Origin of the sequence: Ensifer sp. ENS10, from assembly GCF_014852025.1 — a bacterium.
GTDB lineage: Bacteria > Pseudomonadota > Alphaproteobacteria > Rhizobiales > Rhizobiaceae > Ensifer.
In genome coordinates, this window is record NZ_JACVAS010000003.1 from 464,858 (window position 1) to 476,130 (window position 11,273).

Consider the following 11,273-nt stretch of genomic DNA (forward strand, 5'->3'; position numbering starts at 1 on the left):
GCGCCGGAACTGCTCTGGGGATAATGGAACAGGAGCCGTATGGTGTGTTGTTCCTAGCCATTGCGGCACTCATGCTTGTCAAACGCAGGCAGGTCGCAGTGGCAATTGCGTTGCTCTTAATTGTCGTCGGCGCACTGATCGCATTCCTATCGTCCGATGGGTTGGCCTCCGTCGCCCGTTCGGCGGCCTTCGTTTCGTGTGCACTGGCCGCCTTTTGGCTTGTAAGCATATGGCGATCGCGTGCTGATGCCGAACAACACCTCTACGAAGCGAAACTGATCGTTGAAAGCATGCCGGGGCTAGGTTGGGCTACCGACGCCAAGGGAAACTTCGTCTACGTGAACCCGAGCGTAGTCGATTACGTCGGCAAGCGAGCCGACGAATTCAATACCACAGGGCGAACCGGACTGGAGGCCGTTCACCCGGACGAGGCCGAGCGCGTAACTGACGCTTGGGTTACGAGCATGCGGACTGGATCCTCTTTCGAGTCAATCCATCGCATTAGGCGGTCAGACGGCGAGTATCGCTGGTTTCACGCATACGGCCGCCCCCATTTTGATAAGCGCGGCAACATTCTCGGGTGGTTCGGAACAACAATCGACATCGATGAGAAGAAGCGCGCCGAGCAGCGGTTGGAGGATAGGGAACGTCAGCTTCAAACTCTGATCGATACGATGCCGGTGATGATATGGTGCGCCTCCCCGGCGGGCGTGCCGATCTACCAGAACCCCAAGACCCTCGACTACCTCGGAGCGACATTCGAAGAGATCAGGGGGAACAATTTCGGTGTTGTTCATCAGGATGATGTTGAAGGTTTCCAGTCGGCGTGGGCGGTCTGTGTCGAACGAAAGGCATCACTCTCATTGGTCTGCCGGTTGCGATACAAGGACGGCACCTACCGTTGGAACAGGATCGATGCCGCCCCGCTGCTCAGCGAGGAGGGTGAAATCATCGAGTGGTATGGGACCAACGTCGACATCGAGGAGCTTCATCGGACCCAGGAGGAACTCCGGGCGAACGCCGACCAGCTGAGATTGATGCTCGACACGCTTCCTGCCTTTGTGTGGTGCGCGAGCCCGGAGGGGCAGCCCACCTATTTCAACAAGCCCTTGATGGAATATTCCGGCGTCACGCTCGAGGAACTTCGTGGGATAAAGGGCTCGGGTTTCGCGCCGATGATAAGCAGCCTCGTCCACCCTGCGGACGCGGCTTGTCTGCGGCATCGCTTTGAGCAAAGCTTCAAGTCCGGCGAACCCATTGCACTGAAATACCGCCATCGTCTGGCCGACGGCCGCTATCACCTCGTCGATTGCAGGGCACGTGTCCTGCGGGACTGCCAAAGCAGGCTCTTTCAGTGGTACGGTGTCATTGTCGACGTCGAGGAGGAGAGGCAGGCGCAGTCGCAGCTTCAGAAGGCCCAGCATCAGCTCGAACTCGCGACACGTGCTGCCAGTCTGTCTGAATTGTCAGCCTCGATTGCCCACGAGCTGAACCAACCTTTGGTCGCTGTCGTGACCAACAGCAGCGCTACCGAAAGCTGGCTTCGTGCGACTCCTCCAAACATCGAACGGGCGAAGACCAGTGCCAGGAAGGCTGCAGATGCCGCGAACGACGCGGCCGAAGTGATCAGCAGGATAAAGGCTCTCTTCAGGCAATCAGGCGGGGCGAAAAGCCCGGGAAACATCAACGATGTCATTGAGGAGGCCTGCACGCTGCTGCGCGAAAGGATTTCGGGTTCGAAATGCGATCTGCGAACTCACCTGGAGCCGGACCTGCCTGCCGCAAACTTCGACAGGGGCCTCATCCTCCAAGTACTTGTAAACCTTATTCAAAACGCCATGGACGCAATGGCGACCTTGAATGGAGCAATAAGACTGCTGGAAATCAGATCGCGGTTCGACGACGGCAAAATCCTCGTGGATGTGCGCGACAGCGGTGTCGGACTACATGACAACGAGAAGATATTCGAGCCATTCTACACCACGAAGCATAACGGCATGGGGATCGGGTTGTCGATCTGCCGAAGCATCGTCGGCGCACACGCGGGAAAGTTGTGGGCTTCGCCCGCTGAGCCCAGCGGCACGGTATTCAGCTTTGCACTTCCCTTGTCCGGAGGATAACCCGATGCACAGTCAGGAGAACGCGGTCTTCGTGGTAGACGACGACAAGCGCGTCCGAGACGGGCTTTCAGAGCTCCTGGAATCGTGGCAGATCAAGGTTGCGACGTTCGCAACCGCGCAGGAATATCTGGATTCACCAAGGCCCCAGAATCCTTCGTGTCTCGTACTCGACATACAGCTGCCAGATATCGACGGTTTCGAACTCCAGGCTCGGTTGGCGGATGAACCGCATCCGCCTATCATTTTCATAACGGGCCACGGCGACATACCAATGACTGTCCGCGCGATGAAGCTGGGCGCAGTTGATTTCCTTCCGAAGCCGTTCAGGGAACACGAGCTGCGCGCTGCGATCGAATTGGCACTCGCTCGCGATTGCGAGGCTCGACGCGATCGGGCCTCCCTTAGTGAGCTACAATCCAGGCTAAAATGCCTTTCCGCCAGGGAACGCGATGTCCTTCCACTCGTTGTAAGTGGGCTAATGAACAAACAAGGTGCAGCGGAGCTTGGAATAAGCGAGATCACCTTCCAGATCCATCGAGGCAACATGATGCGCAAGATGCATGCTGACTCCCTTCCCGATCTAGTGCGAATTGCCTCCAAACTAAGCATACCGATTACCCGCTCCCGACATGGAAACTGACGAATGGTCGCGCAGGCGGGTCATACCCTTGCAATTGTAGATGATGACAAGCGTGTTCTTGACGGGCTGCGTGAGCTTCTCGAGTCCGCAGGTTACCTTGCCCGTACCTATAGGTCGCCGAAGGCATTTCTCTCCAATGGAGACCTCTCCGCGTATGACTGTATTATCACTGACATCAGCATGGGCTCGATGGACGGATTCGAGTTGGAACAGGCGGTCAGAGGCCGTCTACCGGAAATGCCAATGATACTGATGACAGGCCGCAGCGACATCGAGGATCGTGGTTTCGCAGGAGCGGATAGGCGAAGGGTCTTCATGCGAAAACCACTGAACAGCCAGGTGCTTCTCCAGGCGATTACGCGGCTTCTTGCATTTCCGCAATGATCGGGGTCACCCGGCCTTCCTTTGCCCTCGCGAGGTTTTTTCTATATTGGCTGGGCGCGCTTCCCATCACCCTCCTGAAGGCCTTGGTGAAAGCTGCCTCCGACCGATACCCCACGCTTCGCGAGATCATGGAGAGCTTGTCTGCGTTGTTTTCAATCATTCTGGCAGCCTGGTAGATCCGCCATTCTGTCAGATATTCCAGCGGGGGTTGTCCCACGACATCCTTGAAGCGGGCGGCGAACGCTGAGCGCGACATACCAGCCTTCTTTGCGAGTTGATCCACCGTCCACGGCATTTGGAGCTCTGAGTGCATGGCATAGACCGCCAAGACCAGATTCCTGTCGGAGACTGCCGCGAGCCATCCCGTCTTTTGCGCCGATCCTTGCTGAGCGAAAGCACGGATCGCATGAACGAAAAGCAATTCGAACAGGCGACGCACCACGGCATCCGAACCGAGGCCCGGAGCATCTGCTTCTGCCGCGAGCAACTCAAGCACGGACTGGAATTGCCGGCTCCGGCGCTGCTCCGATTTGAGGTGAAGCAATTTAGGCAGAACATTGAGCAAGGGCCGAGCGTCAAGTCCGTCAAGCTCGAAGAAGCCGCTTATGAACGTGGTCGTCGCCCCGCCTCCACCGAACTGAATCCTATTGCCTACACGAAGGGTCTCGACATCAAGACAGTCCGCGGTGCGCGAGTCCGCGTGATCGTAAACTTGGTAAGGCTCGTTTCCGAACATGATGAAGACATCGCCTGCGAGCAACGGCACTGGCTTGGGATTTTCCCTTGTGGTCAGAACTCCCGATCCGCGGACCACGAGAACAAATTTAATCGCCGGGTCACCATCGGAGGCGACGCCCCATGGGGCAGTCGCGTCCAGCGTCGTGAACTTCGCTTTCCTAATTCGCATCGAAGAAAAGATGTCGCTCAAAGGATCCAACTAAATGTTCCTATTATGGACGATCACGCCAAAACTTGGGACGATCGAGACTGAAGGCTCTTGCGTGTCATCGCTATATGGAGGCTCGAAAAGGAGATTCCAATTGCAAAACCATCACGCCGTGGTCGAAACCATACGCACGTTGAAAGCTCGCTACTGCCGATACGTGGATACCCAGAACTGGTCGGAATTTGCTGCGATGTTCGCACGGCACCCGTCGCTCCGCTTTATCGGCGAAGACGGCGTCGTGCTGGCCGAGTTTGGCTCCCTCGACGAATTCCTGGCCGTCACCAAGGGCTATCTTGCTGGGGCACGGACAATACATCAGGTACACAATGACGAGATTGATGTCATTTCGGAGACCGAAGTCCACGCCATCTGGTCCATGGAAGACTATCTGATTTTTCCCGATGTCAATGACAACCGTCCGGCGTCGATGCACGGTTACGGCCATTATCACGAAACATGGCTGCTCGAAGACGGACAGTGGCGCCTGGCGCACCTGGAGCTTCGCCGCACGATCCTAGAAATCAAGCCGAAGGAGAATGCGGCATGACCCTCAATCCCATCAAAGTCGGCATCATCGGCGTTCATCCGGAAAAGGGCTGGGCTACCACCGCACATATCCCCGCACTGAAAGCATTGCCTGAGTTCCAGATCGCGGCTGTGAGCCACAACAGACCGGAAATAGCTCGAGCGTCCGCCGAGAAGTTTGGCGCGGATCGCAGCTACGGAACGACGCATGAACTTGTGACGGATCCGAACGTTGACCTGGTCGTCGTGACGGTCAAGGTTCCACATCACCTTGAGCTCGTCACGATGGCCCTGGAAGCAGGTAAAGCCGTTTTCTCGGAGTGGCCCTTGGGGATGAACCTGCGCGACGCCGAAAAAATGCTAGCGCTGGCCAAGAGCCGGAATGCATTTACAGCGATAGGCCTTCAAAGCCGTTCCGCTCCGGCCATCAACTTTATCAAGGATCTAATCAAGGACGGCTATGTCGGCGACGTACTGTCTGTTTCCGTCATCGGGTCTGGTATCATCTGGGGCGAGGAGATCAACGAGAGCTACCTGTACACACTGGATATGGCAAATGGAGCTTCAATGTTCCATGTGCCGTTCGCCCACACGCTTGACGCAACCCTCTACGCCATCGGCTCGAGACTGAAGTCCGTCGGTGGCGCGCTGTCGAACAGTCGCGCGATGACCCGTATAGCGGAGACAGGGAAAGAGGTTCCATTGACAGCGCCAGATCAAATCATTGTCGCTGGCTTGCTCGCGAACGGCGCAGCCCTCAGCGCCCACTTCCGCGGCGGTCTCTCGCGTGGCACGAACTTTCACATCGAGATCAACGGCACCAAAGGCGATCTCATCCTGACGAGCCCCGTCGGTTATATCGGGCTGGGCGGTTTCACTGTAAAGGGCGCACAGGGGCCCGAGCAGATGCAGGAATTGCCAGTACCGCGTCGCTACGAGACCCTCGGCATCGAGGAAGGTTTCAGTCAAAGCGTCGGGCTTGCCTATTCCCGCATCGCGTCCGACATGAGAAATCAAACCAGGCTGTCTCCTTCATTCGAAGACGCGGTGAACCTGCACCGCGTTTTGGATGCAATCGTCTCAGGCAACGGGGAACGACGCGATGTCTGAGAAAATGCAGGCACTTGTTGTCACCAGACCCGGCGGGCCTGAAGTCCTTCAGGTGCGCGAAGTTGACCGCCCTCGACTACGGGACGAGCTTGATGTTCTGGTTGAGGTGAAGGCGGCCGGCATTAATCCTGCGGATTGGCAGAACAGGAAGAATGGGGCCGTCTACGACAGCGAAGGAAGTTCACAGAAAGATCCTACAATCCTCGGCATCGACGGTGTCGGCGTTGTGGTCGAAGCCGGACGAGACGCGGTGAACGTCAGGGTTGGCGACGAGGTCTGGTACGTGGACGGCGGCTACGCCGGAAACCCCGGGAGCTATGCAGAATACAAGGTCGTCCGTGCCGATTACGTCACTGCAAAGCCGAAGAAACTGACCTTCGTGGAAGCCGCCGCCCTGCCAGTTGTGGCCCTTACCGCATGGGAGGCCGTGTTCGAAAAGGCGATGGTTAGCCGAGGTGATCATGTACTGGTCCACGGTGGCGCTGGCGGCCTCGGGCATATCGCAATCCAGTATCTGACTTCTCTTGGAGCCAGGATCGCCACCACCGTTTCAAACGAGGCTAAGGCCGCATTTGTGAGGGAGCTGGGTGCCGACATAGCAATTAACTACCGGGAAGAGAGCGTCGAGGAAGCCCTTCAGGCTTGGCGAGGCGAGCCCGGCGCGAAAGTCGTATTCGACTTCGTGGGCCACCGAAACTTCGCGGCAAGCTTCGCCCATACGGCGCCCTACGGACGCCTGATAAACACTGTTGTATCGGATTGGCCCGCCGAGGGAAACGGCCCGGCCGAGTGGAAGAACCTGGACATCAGCTTCGTCAACATAGGCCTGCCGCAGATCAGCCGCCATCATGCACATCGCCTACGCCAAACCGCTGCACTCTCACAGATTGCCGAACTCGTTGATCGGGGCAGTTTGCGGGCACGCATTGACAGGGTGGTGTCTTTCACCGGCGTCGGCGAAGCGCAAAGGGCGCTTGAAGCAGGCGAAACTCTGGGCCGCCCGGTCCTTTTGATCTCAGGTGAATGAAGCGATGCAACGTTGGGAATATCGGCCGCAGGAACGCGGTCTCACACTATGTGACGTTCCGATCCCGGAGCCCGGACCGAGGGAAGCTCTCGTCAAGGTGAAAGCGGTGTCTCTCAACTATCGGGATGCCGCCCTGATCGACGGAGCGATGGATTCTGGCCCAGACGGAGTCCTGGTGCCGGGGTCAGATATGTCGGGAGAGGTTGTGCGACTGGGACCGGATGCAAAACGCTTCTCGATCGGAGACCGTGTCATCTCGGCGGATACCATGAACTGGATCGATGGTCCGGCTCCGCCATACGAGACCAATAGCGTCCCGCTTCTTGGAAGGCTCGCCGAATATGTGTGCGTGCCAGAAGACCGCCTCGTCGCTCCGCCGAAGAGTCTCACGAATGTCGAAGCAAGCACCCTCCCCGTCGCGGGACTGACGGCATGGTTTGCGCTGGTTGAACTTGGCCACGTAAGAGCCGGACAGACTGTTGTGGTTCAGGGTACGGGAGGTGTCGCGTTATTCGCCGTACAGTTTGCCGCGGCGCACGGCGCGCGCGTTATCGTGGTGACGAGTAGTGACGAGAAGGTTGAACGTGCGCGCGCGGTCGGTGCTTCCGATGGCATAAATCGCCAAATCCATCCTGCCTGGCACGAGCGTGTGTTGGAACTCACCGATGGCTTTGGCGCACATCACGTACTGGAGATGTCGGGCGGCGAGAACCTTGGACTCTCCGTTGTTGCGCTGGCTCTAGGTGGGCGGATATCTCTGGTCGGGTTGCTAGGGAGCTCGGAAATCCGTGCGCCGATCGGACCAATCCTCTTCAAGCGGGCACAAATCGTCGGCATCGGTGTGGGACATCGCCGGGCGCAGGAGGACATGGTCGCGGCGATCGACCGGCTATCCCTGCGACCGGTGATCGACAGGACCTATACATTTGCACAAACTCCGGAGGCGATTGCTCATCTCCGGCGCGGTCCGTTTGGGAAGGTTGTCGTGTCCATGTGAAGAATTCGGGACCCGGTGCCAAGGGCTGCGGGTCTCGGTTAAGCTGGCGGCTGTTGAAGACCCTGTTCACGAAGGAACGAAACGAAGGCGCGCATAGAGGCGCTCAAATGGCGATGTCGAGGATAATACAGTGATAGCCCGGGATACGGTGGCGTCCATTCTTCCAGGACCTGTTCAAGGATTCCGGCATCCAGGGCAGAACCAGCCATCCACTTGGTCACGTAAGCAAGCCCGTAGCCGTCGATGGCGGCTGCCAGAATGAGGCGGGAATTATCAAGGACCAGCCCACCCCTTGTCTCGATAGCCATAGCCTCCCCCCGCCGTTCGAATTCCCAACGGTAAAGACGCCCGCTGGGCATCCGAAGTTGAATGCATCGGTGATCGACCAGATTGGCCGGCGAACGCAATGCAGGCGCGTTTGCTAGATAGGAGGGAGCGGCTACCACGACATGCTGTTGCATCAGCCCAATGGGAACGGCGATCATGTCGTCGGACACAATTTCACTGGAGCGGATGCCGCAGTCGAAACCGTTCTCCGCGATGTCGACCAGCCGTCTCTCGCTCACCACCTCAACCTGCACGTCGGGAAACGACGCCATGAATTTGAGCACGAGCGGACCGAGAACCTGTTCGGCAGCCGTAGCATCGGCGTTGATCCGTAGGGTCCCCGACGGCCGGGAACTAAAGTCACTCAATTCGTCGGCTGCCTTGGCGATCTCATCCAGCGCGGGTCCCAGCCGGGCAAAAAACCGCTGCCCGGCATCCGTCAGAGAGACATTGCGCGTGGAGCGGTGAAAGAGCTGGACGTTCAGACGGTTCTCAAGGTTGGCAACGCTGTGGCTGAGGGCAGATGGACTGAGGTCACATCTGCGAGCGGCAGCGCGAAATCCGCCAGACTGAGCAACGGCAACGAAGGCCGCCAGCTCGGCAGGCGAAAGCGCACTCACTGTCCGAAATATCTCATCATACTGTTCAGTTGTGTCCATCTAAACAGAACAATGCATCAGGGTTATCTGAGTTGCAACCACAACATTGAAAGGTCGAAGCAATGACTGACCAGCCTCCTTTTGGATTCTCGACTACTGCATCAGAAGTGCTCTCTGGGATAGATTTAACTGGCAAAACGATGATCGTCACAGGTGGAGCCAGCGGCATCGGTATCGAGACGGTGAAGAGCCTCGCTGCGGCAGGAGCGTCGGTCACCATCGCTGCGCGCCGCCCAGATGCTGCCGAAGAGGTTGCCCAATCGCTCAGAGCCGAAACGGGCAACCTGAAAATCGAAGTGCGTGCGCTCGACCTGTCCGACCTGAAGTCTGTCCGTGCTTTCGTCAGCGACTGGGACCAGCCTGTCCACGCTCTCGTCAACAATGCCGGGATAATGATGTTGCCCGAGTTGGAGCGCTCTGCCGAAGGTTGTGAGATGCAGTTCGCGACGAACTTCCTCGGTCACTTCGCTCTGACGCTTGGCCTGCGTCGACACTTGGCGAAGGCCCAAGGCGCACGTGTCGTCTCGGTCAGCTCGACAGGCAGTCTCTTTGGTCCGGTGTTCTGGGACGATCCACATTTCCGGTTCATGCCCTACAATCCCCTGCTCGCATACGCTCAATCCAAGACTGCCTGCATTCTGCTCTCGATCGGCATCAGAGATCGCTGGGCTTCCGATGGAATTGTCTCGAACGCACTTAATCCCGGTGCAATCGCCACCAATCTTCAACGTCACACCGGAGGATTGAGAACGCCCGAACACCTCCGTAAAACACCTGAACAAGGGGCTTCCACATCCGTGTTGTTGGCCGCGTCTCCAGTCGTGGAAGGAATAAACGGACGGTATTTTGACAACTGCCAAGAGGCCCCGTTCGCTCCAGAAAGACCTGAGGGCAAGCTTGAAGGCGTAGCGTCTTACGCACTCGATAGTGCAAATGCCGATCGCCTTTGGGAGATGTCTTTAAATCTTGCCGGAGAACTGAAATGAACGAGGTGCGACGTGTGGGATTTATCGGACTGGGTGATCAAGGTGCGCCAATGGCAACAGGGATTGCCGAGAAACATGACCTTCATGTGTGGGCAAGGCGTGAATCCTCCTACGAGGCCCTTGGACACTCCCCGCATAAACGGGCCTGCAGCGCGGTCCACCTAGCGGCTAGCGTGGACGTCTTGTGCCTTTGTCTTCGAAACGACGCAGATCTGCATGAGCTGTTCGCGGATCGCAGCCTGTTTCGCGAACTTGGCAGGGATAGGGTCATCATCAACCATGCCACAGGCGATCCGATCGAATCGGAAGGATTTGAACGACTTGCGGCCGAGTGGGGCGTCCGGTTTCTCGATGCGCCGGTTAGCGGCGGACGCCCAGGTGCGGAAGCTCGCTCGCTCACCTGTTTCGTCGGCGGAAGACCTGACGCACTCGACGAAAGCCGCGCCATCATCGAGTGCCATAGCTCCAGCATCATAGCCATGGGTCCGGCAGGTTCCGGACAGACGGCGAAGCTCTGCAACAATGCTCTCACGATTTCCAACCTCCGCAATTTGGTCGAAGTGTTCGCGATGGCGGACAAGCTGGGGCTGTCGCTGGTCGGCCTACGCGAGGCGTTCGCGCACAGCAGTGGAGGTAGCTTTATCCTCCAGGCTCTCGGAACCAAGGTAACGATGACGAACGCGCCTCACATCGCCGAGCTCAACCGAACGGACCTGCTTGAGTTCGCGGACGCCATGCGTCGAAAGCACATCGATCCCACGGCTCTGCTGCAATGGGGAATCAGAGGCCCAGACGGCTTAGAAGATCTGGTTCGTCGATTGCAGCAGTCGGGCAGCTAATATGAACCCATGATTGGTAGGGGCTGACCCGATGTGTAGCTTTGTTGAAGCGGGCATCTTTCCACAATGTGAAACGTAAGACGCTCGCGCCAAACCCGCTAACAAGGGAATGACGCCATGTCAGACGCCAGTCATGCAATCACTATCGATGTCCCGGTTGAGCTGAAGTCTGTAAAATCCGTGCACAGCATCGGCTCGCTCCAGTTCGAAGGCGATCTGCCTGCCGCGATTTTCCACCTTCAACTCATTACCGACGACATAGCGAACTGGGGCGCTGACTCCGAAGTCATCGTGGTATTCCACACGAACGCGGGACACCTCACGCTGCATGACGAGGCGTACAACCAGACACGGAAGATCGCAGCCGGAAACCCCAACAAGAACCTGATAGCCGATTTGGTGAAGCGAGGTGTCAAGATAGAGCTCTGCGGGGCCACCGCAGAGGCAAACGGCTGGGGCAATGCGGACCTTCTTCCAAACGTGAAAATCAACACGGACGCGATGGCGCGAACCATCCAGCTTGTGCAAGAAGGATTCGTAAAGATTACGGAGGCGTAGTCGCGTCGGCTCTACGCGTCCTTCTCGAAGTAAAACCGATATGTCGCCTAGATTCCCCAGCAATCCAAAAACCGAGCCCGGGAAAATCCGAGACGCGAGCACGGCTCGTTAGCAGCTTCGAAAATACGCTCGACGTTTCGAGTACTGGCTAAGCT

General features: G+C 57.6%; 12 protein-coding genes. 10 read left to right on the top strand and 2 right to left on the bottom strand.

What is annotated here, in order from left to right; genetic code table 11:
• Nucleotides 1–71: 71 nt before the first annotated feature.
• Genes IB265_RS15335 through IB265_RS15345 form a run of 3 tightly spaced genes read left to right on the top strand, consistent with a single transcriptional unit; the run spans nucleotide 72 to nucleotide 3,144 of the window.
• A complete protein-coding gene (locus tag IB265_RS15335; RefSeq protein ID WP_192494915.1) occupies nucleotides 72–2,120 on the top strand; it encodes a PAS domain-containing protein in 2,049 nt (682 codons plus the stop codon).
• 4 nt (nucleotides 2,121–2,124) lie between these two features.
• A complete protein-coding gene (locus tag IB265_RS15340) occupies nucleotides 2,125–2,760 on the top strand; it encodes a response regulator transcription factor (protein ID WP_192371073.1) in 636 nt (211 codons plus the stop codon).
• A gap of 3 nt (nucleotides 2,761–2,763) precedes the next feature.
• Nucleotides 2,764–3,144 (top strand): response regulator transcription factor, encoded by a 381-nt coding sequence (locus tag IB265_RS15345; RefSeq protein ID WP_192371072.1) that lies wholly within the window; start codon nucleotides 2,764–2,766, stop codon nucleotides 3,142–3,144.
• On the opposite strand, the gene IB265_RS15350 is transcribed toward IB265_RS15345, so the two are convergent.
• Nucleotides 3,116–4,081 (bottom strand): AraC family transcriptional regulator, encoded by a 966-nt coding sequence (locus IB265_RS15350; RefSeq protein ID WP_192371071.1) that lies wholly within the window; start codon nucleotides 4,079–4,081, stop codon nucleotides 3,116–3,118. The genes IB265_RS15345 and IB265_RS15350 overlap by 29 nt on opposite strands.
• Before the next feature lie 103 nt (nucleotides 4,082–4,184).
• Here IB265_RS15350 and IB265_RS15355 point away from each other — a divergent pair, with 103 nt between their 5' ends.
• The 4 genes from IB265_RS15355 to IB265_RS15370 are packed head-to-tail and all read left to right on the top strand — an operon-like array spanning nucleotide 4,185 to nucleotide 7,749.
• Nucleotides 4,185–4,637 carry a nuclear transport factor 2 family protein gene (locus IB265_RS15355; protein ID WP_192371070.1) on the top strand — a complete coding sequence of 151 codons (453 nt, stop codon included), beginning with the start codon at nucleotides 4,185–4,187 and terminating at the stop codon, nucleotides 4,635–4,637.
• Nucleotides 4,634–5,725 (top strand): Gfo/Idh/MocA family protein, encoded by a 1,092-nt coding sequence (locus IB265_RS15360; RefSeq protein ID WP_192371069.1) that lies wholly within the window; start codon nucleotides 4,634–4,636, stop codon nucleotides 5,723–5,725. Before IB265_RS15355 ends, IB265_RS15360 begins: the two co-directional genes overlap by 4 nt.
• Nucleotides 5,718–6,752: a zinc-binding dehydrogenase gene (locus tag IB265_RS15365; protein WP_192371068.1), complete on the top strand. Its 1,035-nt coding sequence runs from the start codon at nucleotides 5,718–5,720 to the stop codon at nucleotides 6,750–6,752. The genes IB265_RS15360 and IB265_RS15365 overlap by 8 nt, the downstream gene beginning before the upstream one ends.
• 4 nt (nucleotides 6,753–6,756) lie before the next feature.
• Nucleotides 6,757–7,749 carry an NAD(P)-dependent alcohol dehydrogenase gene (locus IB265_RS15370; protein WP_246805949.1) on the top strand — a complete coding sequence of 331 codons (993 nt, stop codon included), beginning with the start codon at nucleotides 6,757–6,759 and terminating at the stop codon, nucleotides 7,747–7,749.
• A 38-nt stretch (nucleotides 7,750–7,787) separates the two neighbouring features.
• Here the strand turns inward: IB265_RS15370 and IB265_RS15375 are convergent, their stop codons facing one another.
• A complete protein-coding gene (locus tag IB265_RS15375) occupies nucleotides 7,788–8,696 on the bottom strand; it encodes a LysR family transcriptional regulator (RefSeq protein WP_309140351.1) in 909 nt (302 codons plus the stop codon).
• Nucleotides 8,697–8,797: 101 nt separating this feature from the next.
• Here IB265_RS15375 and IB265_RS15380 point away from each other — a divergent pair, with 101 nt between their 5' ends.
• The 3 genes from IB265_RS15380 to IB265_RS15390 all read left to right on the top strand — a co-directional run bounded on the left by IB265_RS15380 (nucleotide 8,798) and on the right by IB265_RS15390 (nucleotide 11,118).
• Nucleotides 8,798–9,721 carry an SDR family NAD(P)-dependent oxidoreductase gene (locus tag IB265_RS15380; RefSeq protein WP_192371065.1) on the top strand — a complete coding sequence of 308 codons (924 nt, stop codon included), beginning with the start codon at nucleotides 8,798–8,800 and terminating at the stop codon, nucleotides 9,719–9,721.
• Entirely contained in the window at nucleotides 9,718–10,560 is an 843-nt protein-coding gene (locus IB265_RS15385; RefSeq protein ID WP_192371064.1) for an NAD(P)-dependent oxidoreductase, read from the top strand. Before IB265_RS15380 ends, IB265_RS15385 begins: the two co-directional genes overlap by 4 nt.
• 117 nt (nucleotides 10,561–10,677) lie before the next feature.
• Nucleotides 10,678–11,118 carry a DsrE family protein gene (locus IB265_RS15390; protein WP_192371063.1) on the top strand — a complete coding sequence of 147 codons (441 nt, stop codon included), beginning with the start codon at nucleotides 10,678–10,680 and terminating at the stop codon, nucleotides 11,116–11,118.
• Nucleotides 11,119–11,273 lie beyond the last annotated feature (155 nt).

What these genes read in the sequence shown, in the direction of transcription:
- IB265_RS15365 (WP_192371068.1), top strand. Translation starts at nt 5,718, where the DNA reads ATGTCTGAGAAAATGCAGGCACTTGTTGTCACCAGACCCGGCGGGCCT.
- IB265_RS15385 (WP_192371064.1), top strand. Translation starts at nt 9,718, where the DNA reads ATGAACGAGGTGCGACGTGTGGGATTTATCGGACTGGGTGATCAAGGT.
- IB265_RS15380 (WP_192371065.1), top strand. Translation starts at nt 8,798, where the DNA reads ATGACTGACCAGCCTCCTTTTGGATTCTCGACTACTGCATCAGAAGTG.
- IB265_RS15370 (WP_246805949.1), top strand. Translation starts at nt 6,757, where the DNA reads ATGCAACGTTGGGAATATCGGCCGCAGGAACGCGGTCTCACACTATGT.
- IB265_RS15390 (WP_192371063.1), top strand. Translation starts at nt 10,678, where the DNA reads ATGTCAGACGCCAGTCATGCAATCACTATCGATGTCCCGGTTGAGCTG.
- IB265_RS15345 (WP_192371072.1), top strand. Translation starts at nt 2,764, where the DNA reads ATGGTCGCGCAGGCGGGTCATACCCTTGCAATTGTAGATGATGACAAG.
- IB265_RS15360 (WP_192371069.1), top strand. Translation starts at nt 4,634, where the DNA reads ATGACCCTCAATCCCATCAAAGTCGGCATCATCGGCGTTCATCCGGAA.
- IB265_RS15335 (WP_192494915.1), top strand. Translation starts at nt 72, where the DNA reads ATGCTTGTCAAACGCAGGCAGGTCGCAGTGGCAATTGCGTTGCTCTTA.
- IB265_RS15340 (WP_192371073.1), top strand. Translation starts at nt 2,125, where the DNA reads ATGCACAGTCAGGAGAACGCGGTCTTCGTGGTAGACGACGACAAGCGC.